The organism is Prochlorococcus marinus str. MIT 9211, from assembly GCF_000018585.1.
In the GTDB taxonomy this organism is placed as follows: domain Bacteria; phylum Cyanobacteriota; class Cyanobacteriia; order PCC-6307; family Cyanobiaceae; genus Prochlorococcus_D; species Prochlorococcus_D marinus_B.
Genome location: NC_009976.1, coordinates 1,427,287 through 1,450,331, shown reverse-complemented (window position 1 = coordinate 1,450,331; position 23,045 = coordinate 1,427,287). Strand labels below are relative to the sequence as shown.

The 23,045-nt window shown below is 41.2% G+C and carries 15 protein-coding genes; 10 read left to right on the top strand and 5 right to left on the bottom strand.

Features of this window, described 5'->3' with window-relative positions; translation table 11 throughout:
- Nucleotides 1-4: 4 nt before the first annotated feature.
- The 4 genes from infB to P9211_RS07815 all read right to left on the bottom strand — a co-directional run bounded on the left by infB (nt 5) and on the right by P9211_RS07815 (nt 5,622).
- Nucleotides 5-3,346, bottom strand: a complete 3,342-nt coding sequence (infB, locus tag P9211_RS07830; RefSeq protein WP_012196168.1) for a translation initiation factor IF-2 — start codon at nt 3,344-3,346, stop codon at nt 5-7.
- A 62-nt stretch (nt 3,347-3,408) separates the two neighbouring features.
- Complete coding sequence (locus P9211_RS07825; protein WP_012196167.1) at nt 3,409-3,687, bottom strand: YlxR family protein; 279 nt, start codon at nt 3,685-3,687, stop codon at nt 3,409-3,411.
- Nucleotides 3,684-5,099 carry a transcription termination factor NusA gene (gene nusA / locus P9211_RS07820; protein ID WP_012196166.1) on the bottom strand — a complete coding sequence of 472 codons (1,416 nt, stop codon included), beginning with the start codon at nt 5,097-5,099 and terminating at the stop codon, nt 3,684-3,686. The genes P9211_RS07825 and nusA overlap by 4 nt, the downstream gene beginning before the upstream one ends.
- A 55-nt stretch (nt 5,100-5,154) precedes the next feature.
- Nucleotides 5,155-5,622, bottom strand: coding sequence for a ribosome maturation factor RimP (locus P9211_RS07815; protein WP_041391231.1), 468 nt, complete (start codon nt 5,620-5,622; stop codon nt 5,155-5,157).
- Between the two features lie 209 nt (nt 5,623-5,831).
- Here P9211_RS07815 and P9211_RS07810 point away from each other — a divergent pair, with 209 nt between their 5' ends.
- Together P9211_RS07810 and rpiA are read left to right on the top strand one after the other, a co-directional pair.
- Entirely contained in the window at nt 5,832-6,944 is a 1,113-nt protein-coding gene (locus tag P9211_RS07810; protein WP_012196164.1) for a trypsin-like peptidase domain-containing protein, read from the top strand.
- 36 nt (nt 6,945-6,980) lie between these two features.
- Nucleotides 6,981-7,694: a ribose-5-phosphate isomerase RpiA gene (rpiA, locus tag P9211_RS07805; RefSeq protein ID WP_012196163.1), complete on the top strand. Its 714-nt coding sequence runs from the start codon at nt 6,981-6,983 to the stop codon at nt 7,692-7,694.
- On the opposite strand, the gene hisD is transcribed toward rpiA, so the two are convergent.
- Complete coding sequence (hisD, locus tag P9211_RS07800) at nt 7,672-8,943, bottom strand: histidinol dehydrogenase (RefSeq protein ID WP_012196162.1); 1,272 nt, start codon at nt 8,941-8,943, stop codon at nt 7,672-7,674. The two genes, rpiA and hisD, sit on opposite strands and share 23 nt — an antisense overlap.
- 184 nt (nt 8,944-9,127) lie before the next feature.
- On the opposite strand from hisD, the gene rpsT reads away from it, so the two are divergent.
- The 8 genes from rpsT (at nt 9,128) to P9211_RS07760 (ending at nt 23,035) form a co-directional block, all read left to right on the top strand.
- Nucleotides 9,128-9,430, top strand: coding sequence for a 30S ribosomal protein S20 (gene rpsT, locus P9211_RS07795; RefSeq protein ID WP_012196161.1), 303 nt, complete (start codon nt 9,128-9,130; stop codon nt 9,428-9,430).
- Nucleotides 9,431-9,500: 70 nt separating this feature from the next.
- Nucleotides 9,501-10,286: a TatD family hydrolase gene (locus P9211_RS07790; protein WP_012196160.1), complete on the top strand. Its 786-nt coding sequence runs from the start codon at nt 9,501-9,503 to the stop codon at nt 10,284-10,286.
- 287 nt (nt 10,287-10,573) lie between these two features.
- Nucleotides 10,574-13,864, top strand: coding sequence for a DNA-directed RNA polymerase subunit beta (gene rpoB / locus P9211_RS07785; RefSeq protein WP_012196159.1), 3,291 nt, complete (start codon nt 10,574-10,576; stop codon nt 13,862-13,864).
- A 53-nt stretch (nt 13,865-13,917) separates the two neighbouring features.
- Nucleotides 13,918-15,819 carry a DNA-directed RNA polymerase subunit gamma gene (locus P9211_RS07780; protein ID WP_012196158.1) on the top strand — a complete coding sequence of 634 codons (1,902 nt, stop codon included), beginning with the start codon at nt 13,918-13,920 and terminating at the stop codon, nt 15,817-15,819.
- 46 nt (nt 15,820-15,865) lie between these two features.
- Entirely contained in the window at nt 15,866-19,966 is a 4,101-nt protein-coding gene (locus tag P9211_RS07775) for a DNA-directed RNA polymerase subunit beta' (RefSeq protein ID WP_012196157.1), read from the top strand.
- 55 nt (nt 19,967-20,021) lie between these two features.
- Entirely contained in the window at nt 20,022-20,174 is a 153-nt protein-coding gene (locus tag P9211_RS07770) for a high light inducible protein (protein WP_012196156.1), read from the top strand.
- Nucleotides 20,171-21,241 (top strand): 23S rRNA (adenine(2503)-C(2))-methyltransferase RlmN, encoded by a 1,071-nt coding sequence (gene rlmN, locus P9211_RS07765; protein ID WP_012196155.1) that lies wholly within the window; start codon nt 20,171-20,173, stop codon nt 21,239-21,241. The genes P9211_RS07770 and rlmN overlap by 4 nt, the downstream gene beginning before the upstream one ends.
- A 30-nt stretch (nt 21,242-21,271) precedes the next feature.
- Nucleotides 21,272-23,035 carry a sodium:solute symporter family protein gene (locus tag P9211_RS07760; protein ID WP_012196154.1) on the top strand — a complete coding sequence of 588 codons (1,764 nt, stop codon included), beginning with the start codon at nt 21,272-21,274 and terminating at the stop codon, nt 23,033-23,035.
- Nucleotides 23,036-23,045 lie beyond the last annotated feature (10 nt).

The following is a 23,045-nucleotide window of genomic DNA, read 5'->3' as shown; positions in this document are numbered from 1 at the left end:
TTCTTTACGGGCCTAGTGTGCGACGTTTTGTCACCAGCTTATAGCCTTGAATAATATCCCCCTCTTTCCAATTCGCGAATCTATCGCAACCTACGCCACATTCAAATCCACTGCCGACATCTTTGACAACATCCTTGTTTCGACGCAATGAATCAAGATCTCCTTCAAAAACTATTTGAGAACCTCTTTTGACTCGAACTTTGCAATTTCTTTGCAATTTACCATTGGTGATATAGCAGCCTGCCACTGCACTCTTCCCAATAGAGAAGATGGCTCGGACTTCAGCTTCTCCAAGACTTTCTTCGACCATGTCAGGTTCTAATAGGCCTTCCATTGCTAGTTGAATATCTTCTAGCAGCTTGTATATAACCTCATAATCTCGAACATCAACACTATTAGCATCTGCTGCTTTTTTGGCACCAGAAGCCATTGAGGTGTTAAAGCCTACTATTACTGCTCCAGACGCGGCCGCGAGGTCTACATCTGTTTCTGTTACTTCTCCTGGTGCAGATAGTAATACTCTTACTTGTACCTCGTCTTTAGGGAGTTGCTCGAGTGAGCCTAATATGGCTTCTATACTTCCCTGTACGTCGGCTTTGAGTATGATGTTTAATTCTTTTAAGTCTCCCTCATTGGCTTGGCCTGACATTGAAGAAAGTGATACGCGCCTTGAGGCCATTTGTTGGGCAAGTCGTGTTGCACGAGCGTCAGATGCTCTATCGCCAACTACTGCTCTTGCTGATTTTTCATCTGGATAAACCTCAAATTCATCTCCTGCTGTAGGTACTTCGTTAAAGCCAAGTGCTTCTACTGGGCATGAGGGACCAGCTTCTTTTAGACGTATGCCATTTTCGTCTACCATTGCTCGTACTTTTCCAAGTACTGGCCCTGCAGCAAGAACATCTCCAGATTTAAGAGTTCCATTTTGAATTAATAGTGTTGCAACTGGTCCTTTGGCTTTGTCAAGGTGAGCTTCAATCACAGTTCCTTTGGCGAGTCGATCTGGATTTGCTTGTAAGTCTTCTACTTCAGTTACCAGTAAAACCATCTCTAAGAGCTTGTCGATATTTTCTCCTTTAATGGCACTGACAGGTACCATTACTACCTCTCCACCCCATTCTTCCGCAACTAATTCTTGTTCAGATAATTCTTGTTTGACACGATCAGGAGATGCACCTTCTTTGTCAATCTTATTTATGGCTACAACGATGGGTACTTTCGCAGCACGAGCATGGCTTATTGCCTCTAGGGTTTGTGGCCGTACACCGTCATCTGCAGCAACAACAAGAACAGCCACATCGGTCACTTTTGTTCCTCTTGCACGCATCGCTGTAAATGCTTCGTGGCCAGGAGTATCGAGGAAAGTCAGCTTTCGCTTTTTCTTCTCATGTTCTAGCTCAACTTGATATGCGCCTATATGTTGCGTAATTCCCCCCGCTTCGCCACTGGCAACTCTTGCTTTACGTATTGCATCCAGAAGACTTGTCTTGCCATGGTCAACGTGGCCCATAACTGTCACTACAGGTGGTCGTCTGATTAAGTGATCTTTGTCTGCTTCATCGAGCATCTCAGCTGTTTTAGTTGCAGCTTCTTCTATGTCATCCTGTAATACTGGGACACCAAATTCTTCTGCAACTGTTTCGATAGTGGATAGATCTAATGATTGCGTGACTGTTGCTGTTATTCCTTTAAAGAATAGTGATTTGATGATTTCAGAGCTTTCAACGCTGAGCTTATCTGCAAGTTCTTGAACTGTGAGATTACCTTCTGGAATAATGATCATTTCAGGTCTAACTTGCTTTGCCTCACGAGCAGCTCGAAGTTCCATTGCTCTTCTTCTTTGTCTTTGTCTGGTGGACTCTTTTTTACGCTTTCTGGTTACGACAGTTGCTTTAGAATTGGATTTCTTTGTCGATTTTGGCTTTGCAGGTCGGGCGAGGCTTGCAGAAAGAACCATAGCTTCCTGCTCAGCTGCAAAACCGCTCGTTTCAGTAGTTAAGGCATCGTCATTTTCTCCAATAATGTGAACTTTTTGACGTTGCTTTTGAGGGGCTTTATTCCTTAAAGCTTCTAATTTGGCCGCATCATCCCAATCAGACCTTCTTTTGGTTGGACCAGAACCTGGAGGCCTGTGAGAAGGCTTTTTGGGTGCGGTTGCTGGGGTTGGTCTATTGACAGGTTGCTTTGCCCCTGGCGACTTTCCTTGTCGGTCTTTAGTGCTATCTGCACGTTGGGAAGGTGGTGCAGGTGCTCCTACTCTTCGGGGGGCAGGAGGTTGAGACCTTCCCGTTGGCTTCTGAAGCTGCATTAGCTCTCCAGGAGCGACAGGCTTTCTCATGCCTGGTGGCATTCCTGGGCGTTGACGAATTGGAGCTTTGATATCTCGTTTTACGTGACCTTGTTGATTTGAAGGATCATTTCTATTTGGTGGACCTGGCCGATAGCCTCCATCTCTTGGCCCTTTGACATTGTTGTTAGGCTTATTACTTCTTCGTATCGGGGCACCAACAAGCTCTACAGGAGGGTTTCCTCTTAAAGGAGGCTTCCCAGGTTTGTTAGGGATTCGTTGACGGTTTTGGTTGTTTTGTGTTCGTGGTTGAACAGGAGAATTTCTATCTGGTCCTGTTTTTTTGCGTGGGGCTTCAATGATTGGTCGTGATTTAACACTAGACCTGTTGTCTAGAATAGGTTTGCTTGGTCGCGCTGGGGGTGTAATAGGCCGTTTGGGAATACTTGTTTTCTGTTGAGGGGGCTCATTATTTTTAGTGGGTAATGGCGGTTTTTGGACTAGCTGCGTGCGAGGGCTCCTTTCTTGAAAATTATTGTTATCTTCAATATTTTGTTTAGATGCATTATTTTCTAGATGAATGCTTTTCGGTTGCTTAGGTTGAAGAGGGGAAGGTTTTTGAGGTTGAATTAAATTATTAATTACACCCTTAGATTGATTTGAAGTATTGGCTTTTTGAACCGGTTCTTTTATAGGTTTAATTGGAGCAACAGGTGCTTTAGAAGTTTCAATTCTTGGTTTTGATGATTGACTCTCAGCAGAGGCTTTAGGAGGGAGATTTGCTTTCTTCTTAGTTATTTCATCTTTAATAGGTTTTGAGCCAGCTTTTTTTAGAGAAAGGATTTCTTTGCTTGAGTTTTGCTTGGTTTTGTTATTTATAGACTGATTTGATTGCTTATTTAGGAATGCTTTGATTTCGTTTGCTTCTGCATTGCTTATTGAGCTGCTATGACTTTTTGCTGGTATTGATAATTTTTTAGCAGCATTGAGCACGTCTTTATTTTCCAGGTTTAAATCCCTAGAAAGCTCATAGATTCTGATTTTGCCGCTGCTGGTCATTAAGTTCTCCAGTAAGTCCTGGCCATGTGTTTTTGGAACCTTCTAAAAGGTGGGGCTATTACTCATATTGCCTCAGAGCTTGCATCATTGCAGCTATTTAAACGATTTTGCAGCACCTCTAAAATACTCATCTGTACCTGACATCTGAGTGCTTTTTGGAGACGTTTGCGCCGCAAAGCTTCTTCGAGGCAGGCCTCATTAGGGCATAGATAAGCTGAGCGACCCATGCCTTCGTCGAGGACTACTCCGCCCTGATGGTCTCTTGTCACTCTCCAAAGTTGTTGGCGGTCGATTAATTTTCGACATGCAACACAGCGACGCAGGACGGTTTTTTGGTTCACCGGGGTCCATCCTCGGGGCTTTGTTCATTACTCAATCCTTCATTTTGTTTGGCTTCTTCATTTTCACTTATTGGAAGCTCTTCTAATTCAGTTGTACTTTCTTCTATATTCTCTTCATCATCTTCTGGAAGAGGATAAAGCTCTCTTAGTCGGGCATCTTCTTCTGCCCTAGCAGCCTGTTCTGCAGCCAATCTTTCTTCAGCTTCTCTTTGCAGACTTTCTTCTTCTTCTCTTTGAGAGATCAGTTCAGCAACTGCTGAATCTTCAGACTCTTGGTCATATTCTTGTGAATTCTTAATATCGATTTTCCAGCCAGTAAGTCTTGCTGCTAATCGAACATTTTGACCTTCTCTTCCAATTGCAAGACTAAGTTGATCAGGGGGCACTAAGACATGCGCATGCTGCCCTTCTGGATCAACGAGCCTTACAACTTCAACTCTTGCAGGACTGAGCGAATTAGAAATGTATTGGACTGGGTCTGCAGACCAGCGAATCACATCTATTTTTTCTCCTCTCAGTTCATTAACTACTTGCTGAATTCTGGATCCTCTTGCACCTATGCATGCGCCTACTGGGTCCACTTCTCTTTCAATGCTATCAACAGCGACTTTTGTTCTGGGTCCGACAGCTCGTGTTGGAGGATTAGCTTCTCTAGCCACAGCTACTATCCTGACGGACCCTTCTTGGATTTCTGGTACCTCGTTTTCAAATAAATAAACTACTAAACCAGCGTTAGATCTACTAACAAATAATTGAGGACCTCGCCTGGGTGTTTCACTTACTTCTTTTAGAAATACTTTGAAAGTTGCATTTGCGCGATAATTATCGTTTGGCAGTTGATCTCTGCGAGGGAGCTCCGCTTCAACTTCTGGTCTGCCTAGCCCTGAACTGACTGCCATGATTACTGATTGACGTTCGAATCTAATTACTCGAGCAGTTAGGACAGGATCTTCTAAATCTGCAAATTCTTCTTGAATCATTCTTCGCTGTTGATCTCGCAACTTTTGAGCAAGGACTTGCTTAGTTGTTGCAGCTGCCATTCTTCCAAACTCTTCTTTCTCAGGAGTTACATCTAGAACTACTGTGTCTCCTATTTGAGCATCTTCAGCAACTTGCATGACTTCAGATAAAGCGATCTGATGATCTTCACTCTCAACTTCGTCAACAATGATTTTGCTTGCTAATACTCGATAACCTTCTTCATCAAGATCCAGTCCAACATCAAAATTACTAAAGTATTCCTCTTCGAAGGGGTTTTCATTAATCCCTAGATAGAGGGTTCGTCTATATCTTTCATAACCTTTTAGGAGTGCTTCCCTAAGAGCAGTCTCAACGACCTGAGCAGGGAGCTTTTTCTCCTCACTTATGTCGTCGATCAGGTTATTGAGTCCAGGGAGAAGAACTAGTGCCATCGAGGCTGGGATAAAGAAATTTGGTTTTTTGCTGAGAAGATTGTGTTTTGATTGATTAGCCTGTAGGGCTTGTCAATTGAACTGTTATTACATCTTCCCTAGGGATTTTGCTGATTCTCCCTTTTATATTTATTAGCAAGTATTCCTTTGATCTTTCATGCAGTAGTCCACTTTTAGTAAGTTTTGTGTTTTCGTTATTTTTAAAGAGTACTTCAATGGGGAACCCTTTGAAAGTTTTAAAGTCTTTATCAGTTTGAAGCAAATCCCCTAAACCTGGACTGCTAATTTCTAGCAGATAAGGTTCATTGATTAATTTCGAGAGTTCAATAGTCTCACTTATCAGTTCACTAAATTGTGCGCAGTCATCTAGTGAGACATCTTTCTTTGGTTTTTTTTGGATTTGCACTTGAATTGTAATTGGTTTGCTGTGGGGATTAAATTTCAACTCAACAACTTCTAAACCCTTATCGGCAGCCGTATTGGATGCAAGAATCTTTAAACTCGTGACGATTGGATTTGACAAGAGGCAGGGTTTAATCGGGCATTTCGCCCGACAGCTTCCAGATAGCACCTGCCTCCAATAAAGGAGGTAACCGCCAGGCAATAAAATTCTACTGGATAAACTTTGCTTTTCTATAATCTAGATAAATCTAAGATCATTAGATTAAAGTTTGAGTTGCCTTCAAAGGAAGGTGATTGAAATTGCCAGATTCACAAGCGAGTTGTTTGGTCATGAGATTTACTAGATATTGCCTCGCATTGGTTTGCATAATTTTGCTTCTGGGACAGGAACCTGCTCTTGCAGAGATGGCTTTATCTAATCAGGTCAATCATGGTTTCGTAGCTGATGCCGTGAAGAATGTTAGTCATTCAGTGGTTCGTATAGACACAGAAAGATTGGTTGAACGTGAGCAATTTGATCCAACATTGCTAGATCCCTTGCTGAAAGATTTACTAGGTGAACCCTCTTATGGCCCTGAGCATGAAAGGGGCCAAGGATCAGGAGTATTGATTGATACCAATGGGCTGGTTCTAACAAATGCACATGTTGTTGAGAAAGTGGATGACGTGCTTGTAACAATTTCAAATGGATATGAGATAGAGGGAAAGGTTATTGGTACTGATGAGATTACAGATTTGGCTTTAGTTCGTTTAGACGGAGATTTGGATCTCAACCCTGCACCTCTAGGAAATTCTGAGGCTTTAGAGGTTGGGGATTGGGCAATCGCCTTAGGCACCCCTTATGGCTTAGAAAGCACAGTGACTCTCGGCATAATCAGCAGTTTGCATAGAAATATAAATAGTCTGGGGTTTTCAGATAAACGTTTGGATTTAATTCAAACTGATGCAGCAATAAATCCTGGCAATTCGGGAGGGCCTTTAGTTAATGCCTCTGGAGAAGTTATTGGCATCAACACTTTGGTGCGCTCTGGACCTGGCGCTGGCCTTGGCTTTGCCATACCAATTAATCTTGCAAAGAGAATTTCCGCGCAATTGCTAGACTCAGGTGAAGTTATTCATCCCTATTTAGGTGTTCAGCTGGTTCCGTTAACCGCTCGTATTGCTAAAGAACATAATCGCGACCCTAATTCAATAATTCAATTACCAGAAAGATCAGGTGCATTAGTTCAATCAGTACTTTCTGAAAGCCCGGCAGCAAAAGCTGGAATGAAAAGAGGAGATTTGGTTATTTCTGCAGAAGAAAAAGAAATTTTTGATCCAGAGGCTTTACTTCAAAAGGTTGAACAATCAGAAATAGGAGTCCCTTTTGGTTTAAGTGTTTTAAGGAATGAGCATGAGATAAGACTTTCAATAAAGCCTGAACCGTTACCTGGCTTTAATTAGAAACTTTGCTACTGTCTCGCCAAGGATTTTTTTAGTATGGAAGATTTGCAAACTCAAATGAAAGAGGCTGTTGCTAAAGCAGCTATTGAGCAAATTCACGATGGGATGGTTCTAGGACTTGGCTCAGGATCAACCGCTGCCTTAATGATTAAAGCCTTAGGGGCAAAGATCTCGTCAGGTCATCTCAAAGATATTGTTGGAGTGACAACTTCGTTTCAAGGAGAAGTCCTTGCAACTGAACTTGGCATTCCTTTACAAGGTCTATCAGCTGTCTCGCAAATTGATTTAGCAATAGATGGTGCTGATGAAGTTGATTCTAATTTTCAATTAATTAAAGGCGGTGGTGCTTGCCATGTTCAAGAAAAACTTGTTGCTTCTTTGGCTGAGCGTTTTGTAGTGGTTGTTGATTCCAGTAAAATTGTTAAGACTCTAAATCTCACTTTTAAACTGCCTGTAGAAGTTTTGCCTTCAGCTTGGCAATTGGTGAAAAATAAGATTCACGAAATTGGCGGAGTAAGTCAGCTTCGAATGGCGCAAAAGAAAGCCGGTCCAATTGTCACAGATCAGGGGAATTTGGTTTTAGATGTAACTTTTGCAGGTGGTATAAACGACCCTCAAACCCTTGAAAAGCAAATCAATAATATACCTGGTGTCCTTGAAAATGGCTTATTCGTTAATCTTGCAGATGAGGTATTAGTTGGAGAAATTGTATCTGGAACCCCAGGTGTTAAATCTCTTCAGAAGATTTAGAGAGTCTAATCTCTATTGACTTCGCATGACTATGAAGTCCTTCGCTATTCGCAAGCTCAATAATTGCCTTACTATTCTTATCGAAAGCTTGTTTATTAAATTCAATAATTGAAGTGTTCTTCATGAAAGTCTCCACCCCTAAAGCCCCACTAAATCTTGCAGTTCCTGATGTTGGTAATGTGTGGTTTGGACCAGCAAGATAGTCTCCAGTAGCTTCTGGGCTCCAAGCGCCTATGAAAATTGCACCAGCATTATTGATTTTATCCGCCACCTGATATGGCATTTTTAGTAATAATTCTAGATGCTCAGGTGCAAAGTAATCTGTTAACTTTGCACAAGTTTCTAAGTCATTGCAAATTACAATTAGGCCCCAGTCTTTAAGTGCCTTAAGACATATTTCTTTTCGTGGATGCTCTTCTAACTGCTCCATAATTTCATCATCAATCTTTTCAGCAAGAACGGAGTTAGTTGTTAGCAAGATTGTCGCTGCCAATGGATCATGCTCTGCTTGTGCAAGTAAATCAGCAGCAATATGACGAACATCGGCACTATTATCGGCAATAATTAGTACTTCACTGGGACCGGCAAGAGCATCAATTCCAACATCTCCATAAACGTATTTCTTCGCCAAAGTGACATATAAATTGCCGGGACCACTTATTACATTAACTTTTGGAATTGTGTTTGTTCCATATGCCATTGCTCCAATGGCTTGAGCCCCGCCTATCCTAAAAACTGTTTTTATTCCTGTGATATAAGCCGCAGCGAGTACAGTTTGATTCACAAGACCATTAGAACCTCCAGGAGAAACCATAATAATTTCTTTTACTCCCGCTACAGATGCAGGAATTGCGTTCATAAGAACTGTGCTGGGATAAGAAGCTCTTCCTCCAGGAATATAGATGCCTGCTTTTTGAACAGGTTGCCATCGCCTACCTAATGTCTCACCCTCAATCCCTTTAAAAAGAATATTTTTTGGAATTTGCTTTTGGTGGAAGTCTTGGATTCTATGTTTTGCAGTAATTAGAGCATCTTGAAGTGGCTTTGGAGTTTCTTCCCATGCTCTTTCTATTGCTTCTAAAGGAACCTCAAGGGGATCAGGGTCAAATCCATCAAATTTTTTAGTGTATTCAATCAGAGCTGTATCCCCATCCTTTTTTACTCGTTCAAGGATTTTTTCTACTGTAAGAACAGCCTTTTTTTGACCGTCTCCGCAAGTTCTATTGGATATCCTTTCCAGGGCAGTCATTGCGTCCTGGAGGTTGTTTGTGCAAGTTAATATTTGGTCCTTTTTAGGCAATCTTTTTGAGTTCAACTCTTTTAACAAACTAAGACCTTGCTTATTTAATTGTCCTGTATTGGGACAATATGTTTTTTAAAATTAGCTCGCTGCGGTAATGTAGCAAGTTGATAAAACTCTTTCCTCAGCCTCAGTGGCAAATAACAATTCCGCGAAGAAGCGAATACAGATTGCTGAGCGCAATCGCCTGCAAAACAGATCTTATAAGTCTGCCATGAGGACTTTGATGAAAAGATGTTTAACTGCAGCTGGTTCTTATCTTGAAAAACCTGGTGAAGAAGCAAAGGCTAATCTTCAACAAAATATCAATGAGGCATTTAGTAAAATTGATAAGGCTGTAAAGAAAGGGGTTTTGCATCGCAATAATGGAGCAAATAAAAAATCTCGTTTAAATGCTGCTGTTAAAAAGCTCATTGAGCCAGCAACTAAGCGCTAGTTTTTTTACTTAAAAGAGCGATTACTATCAATGCAGAAAAAGTAATTGATTATTTTGAAGTTCCATCACTATGACTAGACCTGTACTCATAGACAGTCATTGCCATCTTATTTTTAAAAATTTCGAAGAAGACTTGGATGAGATAGCAGAAAGGTGGAGAGCTGTTGGGGTACAAAGTCTTGTTCATGCATGTGTTGAAGCTTCGGAGATTCCAGCAATTCGTGCTTTGGCAGATAGGTTCCCTGAATTGAGATATTCAGTCGGAGTACACCCTCTAGATATAAATTCTTGGACTGATGAGACTTTAGAAGTTTTACGCAGAGCTGCCTTAGAAGATTCTCGAGTAGTTGCGATTGGTGAACTTGGTTTGGATCTTTTTAGGGATTCAAATCTTGATGAACAATTAGCTGTTTTAAAGCCTCAATTGAAATTGGCTTTTGAGCTGGATTTGCCAGTGATAATTCATTGTAGAGATGCTGCTCAGCCTATGATTGATTTGCTTTCTGAGCTAAGGGATTTGGATATTTGCCCTAAAGGGGTTATGCATTGTTGGGCGGGGGACTCTCAAGAAATGCAAGCTTTTTTGGATTTAGGCTTTTTTATCAGTTTTAGTGGCATGGTTACATTCCCTAAAGCGCAGAAAACACATCTTTGTGCTCGCAAGGTACCCGAAGATAGATTTTTAATAGAAACTGACTGCCCGTTTTTGTCTCCTGTCCCTTGGAGAGGTAAACGTAATGAGCCTGCTCATGTTGAGGCAGTGGCTAAAAAGATTGCTGAGATTAGGGGGAAATCTTTTCTGACAGTGGCCAATCAAAGCACTGACAATGCGATTAAATTGTTTAATTTGATCTAATAAAGACTTTTGCTGGCTAAAAAAATCATCAAAGTGTAATATCAAGAATTGTCCTGGACTTGGTGTGGTTTCCTACGCCTTCGTTTAGAGAAGCATGGCCTCCCCTTCAGAGTTTTGTTGACTTTTGCAAGTTTGAACCGATTTTATTGACCCATTGAGTACAAAGGAACCCTTTTCTTGCTAAGGGACTACTTTGAGCAATCTCTTTGTCTTAATAAATCGACTTTACAAAGGCCAAACTATCTCAGTCCAGTTTTGTTTCACCCTTATTAACCGCAGGTTCTCGCATGAGTAGAAGCGCGATTCAGGTCGCTAAGACCGCTACACACCTGCCTGACTTGGTTGAGGTGCAGCGTGCAAGCTTTAAGTGGTTTTTGGAAAAAGGTTTAATTGAGGAGCTTGAGAACTTCTCACCAATTACTGATTACACGGGCAAGCTAGAGCTACATTTTATTGGCAGTGAATATCGGCTTAAGCGGCCTCGCCATGATGTGGAAGAAGCTAAAAAGCGCGATGCAACTTTTGCTTCCCAAATGTATGTAACTTGCCGTCTTATTAATAAAGAAACTGGAGAAATAAAAGAACAAGAAGTTTTTATTGGTGAATTGCCATTAATGACTGAAAGAGGAACATTTATCATTAATGGAGCAGAAAGAGTAATTGTTAATCAGATAGTAAGAAGCCCTGGCGTATATTTTAAAGATGAGCAAGATAAAAATGGCCGAAGAACTTACAATGCAAGTGTTATTCCTAATCGCGGGGCATGGTTAAAGTTTGAAACAGATAAGAATGATTTACTTCATGTTCGTGTAGATAAAACTAGAAAAATTAATGCTCATGTTCTAATGAGAGCAATGGGTCTATCAGATAATGATGTAATAGATAAATTAAGACATCCTGAATACTATAAGAAATCTATTGAAGCCGCTGATGAAGAAGGTATTAGCTCCGAGGATCAGGCTTTGCTTGAGCTATATAAAAAGTTGCGACCTGGCGAACCACCCTCAGTCAGTGGTGGTCAGCAATTGCTTCAGAGCAGGTTCTTTGACCCAAAACGTTATGATTTAGGACGTGTCGGTAGATATAAAATAAACAAGAAATTACGTTTAACTATACCTGACTCTGTAAGAACTCTGACTCATGAGGATGTTCTTTCTACTATTGATTATTTAATTAATCTTGAGCTAGATGTTGGTGGGGCGACTTTAGATGATATTGACCATCTTGGTAATAGAAGAGTTAGATCTGTTGGAGAGTTATTGCAAAATCAAGTTCGTGTTGGTTTAAATCGTCTTGAAAGAATAATCAAGGAAAGAATGACAGTAGGTGAAACAGATTCATTGACTCCAGCACAACTAGTAAACCCCAAGCCTCTAGTGGCTGCTGTTAAAGAGTTCTTTGGATCAAGTCAACTTAGTCAGTTTATGGATCAGACCAATCCTTTGGCTGAATTAACTCATAAAAGGCGGATTTCGGCATTAGGACCAGGTGGTTTAACTAGAGAAAGAGCAGGTTTTGCGGTAAGAGATATTCATCCTTCTCATTATGGACGCTTGTGTCCTATTGAAACTCCAGAGGGGCCAAATGCTGGTCTAATTAATTCCTTAGCTACTCATGCCAGGGTTAATGATTATGGATTCATTGAAACGCCTTTCTGGAAAGTAGATAAAGGAAGAGTTATTAAGGAGGGAAAGCCAATTTATCTATCTGCTGATCTAGAAGATGAATGCAGAGTTGCGCCTGGTGATGTTGCTACGGATAAAGAAGGCATGATTGTTGCTGATTTGATTCCAGTTAGATATAGGCAGGATTTTGAGAAGGTTCCTCCTGAGCAAGTGGATTATGTGCAACTTTCACCAGTGCAAGTGATTTCTGTAGCGACATCTTTAATTCCATTTTTAGAACATGACGATGCAAACAGGGCTTTAATGGGTTCTAATATGCAGCGTCAAGCTGTCCCTCTTCTGCGTCCAGAACGACCTTTAGTTGGGACAGGTTTGGAAACACAGGTTGCTAGAGACTCCGGGATGGTCCCTATCTCTCAAGTCAATGGAACAGTAACTTATGTAGACGCTAATATCATTGTTGTTACTGATGAAGAAGGTTCCGAGCATCATCATTCTTTGCAGAAATATCAACGTTCTAATCAGGACACATGCTTGAATCAAAGACCCATTGTTCATAATGGCGATCCGGTAATTATTGGTCAGGTTCTTGCAGACGGATCTGCATGTGAAGGAGGAGAAATAGCCTTAGGTCAAAATGTCTTAATCGCTTATATGCCTTGGGAGGGTTATAACTATGAGGATGCAATTTTAGTCAGTGAGAGATTAGTAAAAGATGATCTATATACTTCAGTGCATATTGAAAAATATGAGATTGAAGCTCGACAAACAAAACTAGGCCCAGAGGAAATAACGAGGGAAATTCCCAACATAGCCGAAGAAAGTTTGGGTAATCTTGATGAAATGGGCATTATTAGGATTGGTGCTTTTGTTGAGAGCGGAGATATTCTTGTAGGAAAAGTTACCCCTAAGGGGGAGTCTGATCAACCTCCTGAAGAGAAGCTTTTAAGGGCTATATTTGGTGAAAAAGCAAGAGATGTAAGAGATAATTCATTGAGAGTTCCTAGTACTGAAAGAGGTCGAGTCGTTGATGTGCGTATTTATACGAGAGAACAGGGTGATGAACTTCCGCCTGGAGCAAATATGGTAGTTCGAGTTTATGTGGCACAAAGAAGAAAAATACAAGTAGGGGATAAGATGGCAGGACGCCATGGGAATAAGGGAATTATTAGTCGGATACTTCCTAGAGAAGACATGCCTTATTTGCCTGATGGAACCCCAGTAGATATTGTCCTTAACCCTCTTGGTGTGCCAAGTAGAATGAATGTTGGACAAGTTTTTGAGTTGTTGATGGGTTGGGCAGCCTCGAATTTGGATTGCAGGGTTAAAGTTGTTCCATTCGACGAAATGTATGGTGCTGAAAAGTCCTATCAGACAGTAACTGCTTACCTTAAAGAGGCCGCTAGTTTGCCAGGCAAAGAATGGGTCTACAACCCAGAAGACCCAGGAAAGCTACTTCTAAGAGATGGAAGGACTGGAGAACCTTTTGATCAGCCTGTTGCAGTTGGCTACTCACATTTCCTTAAATTAGTTCACTTAGTAGACGATAAAATTCACGCTCGCTCTACTGGTCCGTACTCTCTAGTTACTCAGCAACCTTTAGGAGGTAAAGCTCAACAAGGAGGACAACGTTTAGGAGAAATGGAGGTTTGGGCTTTAGAGGCTTATGGAGCAGCATATACTTTGCAAGAATTGTTGACTGTCAAGTCTGATGATATGCAAGGTCGAAATGAGGCGCTTAATGCAATTGTCAAAGGCAAGCCAATTCCAAGGCCAGGAACCCCAGAATCGTTCAAAGTTTTAATGCGAGAACTTCAGTCTCTTGGACTAGACATTGGAGTGTATACAGATGAAGGGAAAGAAGTTGATTTGATGCAGGATGTTAATCCACGTCGAAGTACTCCTAGTAGACCAACTTATGAATCATTGGGATCAGATTATCAAGAGGATTAATCTCTACTATCAACTATTTCATTATTTCTTTTACCAACATTTTCTAGACTTCGATGACTAACAGCAACCTTCGCACTGAGAACCATTTTGATTACGTCAAAATTACTTTAGCTTCTCCTGAAAGAGTAATGTCATGGGGGCAACGTACTCTACCTAATGGACAAGTTGTTGGAGAAGTAACAAAGCCGGAAACGATAAATTATCGAACTTTAAAACCTGAGATGGATGGACTGTTCTGTGAAAAGATCTTTGGTCCTTCAAAAGATTGGGAATGTCATTGTGGCAAATATAAGCGTGTTCGCCATCGTGGGATTGTTTGCGAACGATGTGGTGTAGAAGTCACTGAAAGTAGGGTTCGGCGTCATAGAATGGGGTTTATCAAACTAGCGGCACCTGTATCTCATGTTTGGTATTTAAAAGGCATCCCAAGTTATGTTGCTATTTTGCTTGATATGCCTCTTAGAGATGTTGAGCAGATAGTTTATTTTAATTGCTATGTAGTCTTAGACCAAGGCGACCATAAAGATCTTAAGTACAAGCAATTATTGACCGAAGATGAATGGTTGGAAATCGAGGATGAGATCTATGCTGAAGACTCTACTATTGAGAATGAACCTGTAGTGGGGATTGGGGCTGAAGCTCTGCAGCAACTTCTTGAAGATTTAGATTTAAAGGAAATAGCTGAAACTCTGAGAGAGGAAATCACTGGTAGCAAGGGACAAAAAAGAGCAAAATTAATTAAAAGACTCAGAGTAATAGATAACTTTATTGCTACAAATGCTCGTCCAGAGTGGATGGTACTAGATGCAATTCCTGTTATTCCACCGGACCTTAGACCTATGGTCCAATTAGATGGGGGTAGATTTGCTACCTCTGATTTAAATGATCTTTATAGACGGGTTATTAATAGGAATAATCGGTTAGCTCGCTTACAGGAAATACTTGCACCAGAAATTATTGTTAGGAATGAGAAGAGGATGCTTCAGGAAGCTGTTGATGCTCTGGTAGACAATGGTCGACGAGGTAGAACGGTTGTTGGCGCAAATAATCGTGCTTTAAAATCTCTGAGCGATATAATTGAAGGAAAGCAAGGTCGTTTTCGACAGAACCTGCTAGGAAAGAGAGTTGATTATTCAGGTAGATCTGTAATAGTGGTTGGTCCAAAGTTAAAGATGCATCAATGTGGATTACCTAAGGAGATGGCTATCGAGCTTTTCCAGCCTTTTGTAATTCACAGGCTTATACGTCAAAACATTGTGAATAATATTAAGGCGGCTAAGAAACTTATTCAGAGAGCAGATGATGAAGTTATGCAGGTTCTTCAAGAAGTTATAGATGGCCATCCAATTTTGTTAAATAGAGCACCTACTTTGCACAGACTCGGCATACAAGCTTTTGAGCCAAAATTAGTTGATGGTAGGGCAATACAACTTCATCCGTTGGTTTGTCCTGCATTCAATGCTGATTTTGATGGCGACCAGATGGCAGTCCATGTCCCATTGGCTATAGAATCTCAAACCGAGGCCCGAATGTTGATGCTGGCAAGCAATAACATTCTTTCTCCAGCCACTGGGGAACCAATCGTAACTCCTTCTCAAGATATGGTTTTAGGGTCATATTATCTAACTGCCATTCAACCGGAGGCATCAAAACCAGATTTTGGGGATCAATCCAAAACCTTTGCTTCTTTAGATGATGTAATTAATGCTTTTGAGGATAAAAGAATAAAGCTGCATGATTGGGTTTGGGTAAGATTTAACGGTGAAGTAGATGATGATGATCATGGAGAGCCATCTCACTCAGAGACTCTGGAAGATGGGACTCGTATAGAACAGTGGAATTTAAGACGTGATCGCTTGGACGAGCAGGGTGCCCTAATCAGTAGATTTGTTCTTACTACTGTTGGCCGTGTAGTAATGAATCACACCATTATTGATGCTGTTGCAATCGCTTAATTCTTTATCAACATTTTCTCAAATCACTCGACCTTAGGCATTCACAATGACTTCAACTTCTCCAAAATCTCGTAGATCTTCAGGCAAGGGCAGGAAGGGTAGCAAGAAGAAAGGTAAGCAGGTAAGTCAAATACCACCTCTTTCCAAAACACCTCCCTCTTTTAGAAACCGTATAGTCGATAAGAAAGCTTTAAAACAGTTAGTAGCTTGGGCCTATAAAAATCATGGAACAGCAGTTACTGCTGCCATGGCAGATAATCTTAAAGATCTTGGCTTTAAGTACGCAACTCAAGCAGCGGTCTCTATCTCTGTTGATGACTTAAAGGTTCCAGATGCAAAACAGGATTTACTTGGAGAAGCGGAGCAGCAAATCACTGCTACAGAAGAGTGTTACCGCCTTGGAGAAATTACTGAAGTTGAACGTCATACGAAAGTGATTGATACCTGGACTGAAACGAATGAGAGATTGGTTGATGCAGTCAAAAAGAATTTCAATCAAAACGACCCTCTGAATTCTGTATGGATGATGGCCAACTCTGGCGCAAGAGGAAACATGTCTCAAGTACGTCAACTGGTAGGCATGAGAGGTTTAATGGCTAACCCCCAAGGTGAAATTATTGACTTGCCTATTCGCACTAATTTTAGAGAGGGTTTAACAGTAACTGAATATGTTATTTCTTCTTATGGTGCACGTAAAGGTCTTGTTGACACTGCCTTAAGAACGGCTGACTCTGGATATTTGACAAGACGTCTAGTCGATGTGGCGCAAGATGTAATAGTGCGAGAGGAAGATTGTGGAACCAGTAGAGCGATATTAGTAAAAGCTGAGGATGGACGTTTTGGGAATAGGCTTGTGGGACGTTTAACAGCAGAGCAAATCGTTGGTGACGCTGACGAAATAATAGCTAAGAAGGATACGGCAATCGACCCTGAATTGTCTAAGAAGATTGAAAAAGCAGGTTTAGCAGGAATTATGGTGCGATCTCCTTTGACTTGTGAGGCGACTCGGTCTGTTTGTAGAAAGTGTTATGGATGGGCTTTGGCTCATAATAATTTGGTTGATCTTGGAGAAGCAGTAGGGATTATTGCAGCACAGTCAATTGGAGAGCCTGGGACTCAATTAACAATGAGAACTTTCCATACAGGAGGGGTATCCACTGCGGAAACAGGTGTAGTGAGGTCAACTATTGCAGGGAAGGTTGAGTTTGGACCTAATGCGCGTGTGCGTGGCTATAGAACTCCTCATGGAGTTGAAGCTCAGCAAGCCGAAGTTGACTTTACCTTGAAAGTTAAACCCACAGGAAGTGGTAAGACTCAAACTATTGAAATTTCAAATGGTTCATTGATCTTTGTAGATAATGCACAAGAGATAGCCGCTGATGTCACAGTTGCTCAGATAACAGCAGGAGCTGTGAAGAAGAGTGTTGAGAAAGCGACTAAAGATGTTATTTGTGACTTAGCTGGACAGGTTAGATATGAAAGTGTGATCCAGCCTAGAGAAGTAACTGATAGACAGGGCAATATCACTTTGAAGGCACAACGACTCGGACGACTTTGGGTCTTGGCGGGAGATGTATACAATTTACCTCCTAATGCACGTCCAGTTGTTAAGGCTAACTCTAAAGTCTCCAAAGGAATGGTCTTGGCAGAAGCGAGTCAAGCTAGTGAGTTTGGAGGAGAAGTTCGTTTGCGAGATTCTATTGGAGATTCTCGAGAAGTACAGATAGTCACGACATCTATGACTTTGAAGGATTTTAAACTACTAGAAGAGTCGACTCATACAGGTGAGATATGGAATTTAGAGGCTAAAGATGGTACAAGATATCGTCTCAACTCTATCCCAGGTAGCAAGATTAGTAGCGGGGAGATCGTAGCTGAACTAGCAGATGACCGATTCCGGACAAAGACAGGTGGACTAGTTAAATATGCACCGGGACTAGCTATCAAAAAGGCAAGGTCAGCGAAAAACGGTTTTGAAGTTAGCAATGGTGGAACTTTGATCTGGGTTCCTCAAGAAACACATGAAATTAACAAGGATATTTCTTTGCTAATGATTAAAGATCGCCAGTGGATAGAAGCTGGAACTGAAGTTGTTAAGGATATTTTCAGCCAAACTGCTGGAATAGTGACTGTCACTCAAAAGAATGACATTTTGAGAGAGATTATTGTTCGTAGCGGCGAGTTTCACCTTTGTAATGAGTCAAAAGTTCTAGAACGTTTTGAGGATGAAGGGCAGATGGTTAACCCTGGTGAGAATATCGCTAAAGGACTTAAGGCTGATTCAATGGTCCTTGTTCAAACAGTGGAATCTAGAGATGGAAAAGGTCTTTTACTAAGACCAGTTGAAGAGTACACAATTCCAGATCAAGCCCAATTACCTGAACTTTCACATGTTAAGCAAGAGAAAGGTCCTTCTCTAGGACTGAGGGCGACCCAGAGACTTGCCTTTAAAGATGGTGAGCTTATTAAGTCTGTGGAGGGTGTGGAGTTATTGAAAACCCAATTAATCCTGGACACTTTTGAAACGACCCCTCAAATGACTGTAGATGTTGAGGTGGCTTTAGATAAGCGAGCTAAAACAATTAACAGATTAAGACTAGTAATCCTAGAAAGTATCTTGGTTAGACGAGACACCATGTCTGATTCAAGTCATGGATCTACTCATACAGAGCTACAAATTAAAGATAATCAACTAGTGAATGCTGATGATGTAGTCGCAACAACACAGATTTTATGTAAGGAAGATGGAATTGTTCAACTACCAAATGCCGTAGACGATGAACCTATACGTCGACTGATTGTTGAGCGTGCTCAAGATACTACTGTTTTGACTGCTAAAGACAACCCTATCCTCAAGGTAGGTGAAAGGGTTGTCGACGGGGATTTATTGTCTAAAGGAGAGCCAATTAATTGTTGTGGAGAAGTTGAAGATATTAAAGGAAATAAGGTAACACTTCGTCTTGGTAGACCTTATATGGTCTCTCCAGATTCTGTACTTCACGTACGAGATGGGGATTTAGTTCAACGTGGAGATGGCTTGGCTTTATTGGTATTTGAAAGACAAAAAACTGGAGACATTGTTCAAGGATTACCAAGAATTGAGGAATTATTAGAGGCACGAAGGCCAAGAGAATCAGCAATTCTTTGTAAAAAACCTGGTATAGTTGAGATAAAACAAGAAGAGGATGATGAATCTGTAGTAGTTAAAGTTATAGAAAGCGACGACTCTTTATCCGAATATTCGATCCTTCTCGGTAGGAATGTCATGGTTAGTGATGGGCAAGAAGTACATGCAGGAGAATTCCTTACTGATGGCCCAGTTAATCCTCATGAATTGCTTGAGTGTTTCTTTGGTGATCTTCGAGATAGAAAGCCTTTGTTGGAAGCTGCCCAAGAATCAATAGCAAAATTGCAGCATCGACTAGTTACTGAGGTCCAGAATGTTTATAAGTCCCAGGGCGTCTCAATTGATGACAAGCATATTGAGGTTATAGTTCGTCAGATGACCAGTAAGGTTCGTATAGAAGATGCTGGAGATACAACTTTACTTCCTGGAGAGTTAATTGAGATTCGGCAAGTTGAAGATACCAATCAAGCAATCTCTGTGACTGGAGGTGCTCCGGCAGAGTTTACTCCGGTTCTTTTAGGTATAACGAAAGCTTCTTTGAATACGGATAGCTTTATTTCTGCCGCTTCTTTCCAAGAAACCACTAGGGTTCTGACGGAGGCAGCAATAGAAGGTAAATCGGATTGGCTAAGAGGGTTAAAAGAGAATGTGATTATTGGGCGACTTATTCCAGCTGGAACAGGCTTTAGTGGTTTTGTAGAAGAACTGAGAGCCGAGGCTGGGCCGCATCCAGATATTTTGGCTGAAGATCCAGCAGGTTATAGACGTATGCAAAATCTAAGACCTGACTATACAGTTGAAATGCCTGTATCTACTGCTGCAAAATCAACCTCTGTATTAGATGACCCGAGCGAGGAAGATTTAGAGGCCACTAGGAGTAGGCATGGAATAGATCCAACCACTAGTAATTTTGCAGCATTTGCTCGTCCTTCAGGAGATGATCCATCTCAAGAAGATCAAAAACCTGACCCAATTGCTTTAGAGGGGCTGCAAGAGGAGGGATTGCTTGCAGATGAATAAGGTAAAAACGTTAAAGCTATGCTCTATTGCTAACCTATAGTTGAAGGTAAAGAAGATGATTGAACCAAAGCTTATTCCTAAAAGAATTTTGCCTCGTTATGGCTTTCATGGTCATACCGAGAAATTAAATGGCCGCTTGGCAATGATTGGCTTTATTGCATTAGTCATCTTGGAGATTAAATTGGGTCATGGATTATTAGTTAGGTGAATATTTCGCTATTAGAGGGAAAGAAAGTCGTATTACTTGGCCAGAACGTTGCAAAGCTTGAAAAACTAGCCCAAGAGTATGGTGAACCAGCTTTTAGGGGCCGTCAAATTCATGAGTGGCTATATCAAAAGGGAGTAAGAAAGCTAGAAGAAATATCTGTATTGCCTAAATTGTGGCGTACTACTTTGAGTGACCAAGGTGTTTGTACTGGACGTTTGGAAGAGGTTAAGCGATTAGTCGCCAATGATGGAACGATTAAACTTTTACTAGAGACTTCTGATAGAGAAAGCATAGAGGCTGTTGGTATCCCAACAAATAGTCGCTTAACTACTTGTGTCTCTAGTCAAGTGGGATGTTCTATGGGATGTAGATTTTGTGCTACTGGGAAAGGAGGGTTTCAGCGTTCTTTGGAAGTGCATGAAATTGTTGATCAAGTGCTTAGTATTAGAGAGGCGTTTGATCGACGCCCGTCTCATATCGTTTTTATGGGTATGGGAGAACCTTTGTTAAATATTGAATCGGTTTTAGAATCTATTAGCTGTTTAAATAATGATTTGGGTATTGGACAACGTCGAATAACTGTGAGCACAGTTGGCGTAGTAAATACTCTCCCACAGTTAGCTGAATTGGCACTTGCTAAACTTGGACGTGTTCAATTTACTCTTGCGCTAAGCTTGCATGCACCAAATCAACACCTTCGTGAAATGTTGGTGCCTTCAGCTAAAGTCTATCCAATTCAGGATTTACTAAGTGATTGTAGACATTATTTGGATATAACTGGAAGGAGGATTAGCTTTGAGTATATTTTGTTGGCAACAGTAAATGATAAAGTGGAGCATGCAGAGGAATTAGCAGATTTAATCAGCGGATTTCAGAGTCATGTTAATTTAATTGCCTATAATCCTATTGACGAGGAAGATTATCAACGCCCCTCACTTGCTCGTATTAATAGATTTATGACTGTTTTGCAAAGTAGAGGAGTTGCTGTCAGCCTAAGAGCAAGTAGAGGGCTTGATCAGGATGCCGCCTGTGGCCAACTGCGACATCAGCATACTCGATTAGATTAAGTCTTTGATTCAAAAAAGGCAGATGACTCCATGACATTAATTGATTGGTTAGTTTTACTTGGGTATTTGACAGCTACTTTATTTTTGGGAATAGCTTTGTCGCGGAGAAATCGTTCTGATAGTGATTACTTTGTTGCAGGGCGTCGGCTGACCGGCTGGCTTGCTGGGGCTTCAATGGCAGCTACAACATTTTCAATTGATACACCTCTCTATGTCGCAGGAGTTGTAGGAACTCGTGGCCTTCCTGGAAATTGGGAATGGTGGAGTTTTGGATTGGCGCATGTAGCAATGACAGTTGTCTTTGCTCCAATGTGGCGTCGAAGCGGGGTGATTACTGATGCGGCTTTTACTGAGTTACGTTATGGAGGTTTGCCTGCAGCTTGGTTGCGAGCAATTAAGGCATTTTTGTTGGCTATTCCTATTAACTGTATAGGCATCGGCTATGCATTCTTGGCCATGCGTAAGGTAGCAGAGGCATTGGGAATAGTGGATGGGCACACCATTTTTGGACCTTTTAGTGATACTTTATTGCTCCTTATAGTGGTTGCTTTCCTTTTACTTGTTTATACAGTTGTTGGCGGATTATGGGCGGTTGTAGTTAATGATTTAATTCAATTAATACTGGCTCTCCTAGGCGCCTTTGCCGTGGCTTTTGCTGTTATCCATGCTTCAGGCGGGATGAATCAAATGTTATTGAGGTTGCAAGATTTAGATCGACCTGAGCTGCTTTCTATTTTCCCTTGGACATGGACAGACAATGGGTTGGAATGGATTGAGAGTGCAGGAATAAGTGTTGCAACTTTTACGGCCTTTCTTTCACTGCAATGGTGGAGTTTTCGACGTAGTGATGGTGGTGGCGAGTTTATACAGAGATTACTGGCGACTCAAAATGAGAAGCAAGCAAAGAGGGCTGGTTGGGTTTTTCTGATTGTGAATTATCTTGTTAGAAGTTGGCTTTGGATTGTCGTCGGATTGGGAGCACTTGTTTTGTTGCCTGCTCAGCAGGATTGGGAAATGAGTTATCCCACTCTCGCGGTACGATATCTGCCACCTGTGGTTCTAGGGTTAGTAGTTGTCTCTTTAGTAGCAGCCTTTATGAGTACTGTTAGCACCTCTATTAATTGGGGTGCAAGCTATTTGACTCATGACCTTTATCAAAGATTTTTTAGGCCTACGGCTAGTCAAAAAGAATTGTTGTTGATAGGCCAAATAACAAGCTCTATTTTGCTTCTGTTGGGAATTTGCACAGCTTTGATCAGCGATAGTATTGGTGCAATCTTTCGTTTGGTTATTGCTATTGGTACTGGTCCAGGAGTAGTTCTTGTTTTGCGATGGTTTTGGTGGCGCATAAATGCAATAGCAGAGTTGGCAGCAATGCTTTCTGGCTTTTTTGTAGGACTTGTGACATCTATAGTCCCTGTTCTGAGGATCGATGACTATGGAATTAAGTTGATGGTCACAACTGGCCTTACTGCAATTACTTGGTTAATTGCTATGTTCACAACTCCACCTGAATCAGAAGAGGTTTTAGAAAAATTTGTAGTTTTAGTAAAGCCTCCTGGTCCTGGATGGGAGGTTTTAAGAAATAAGTTTCGAGTGCAGGCTGTTGATCCTTTGCAAGATTTGTTGATTCGTTTTTCCTTAAGCATTGGAGTACTTTTTGGCGGCCTTTTCTCAACAGGATCATTCTTATTGCATCAGGAGAGAGGCGGGTGGATAGGATTGGTTATTTGTTCTTTCTGCCTGGTAGGAATCAATGGGAAGTTTGTACGAAGAAGTTTTTCTGAGGGTTGAGTTTTGAAAT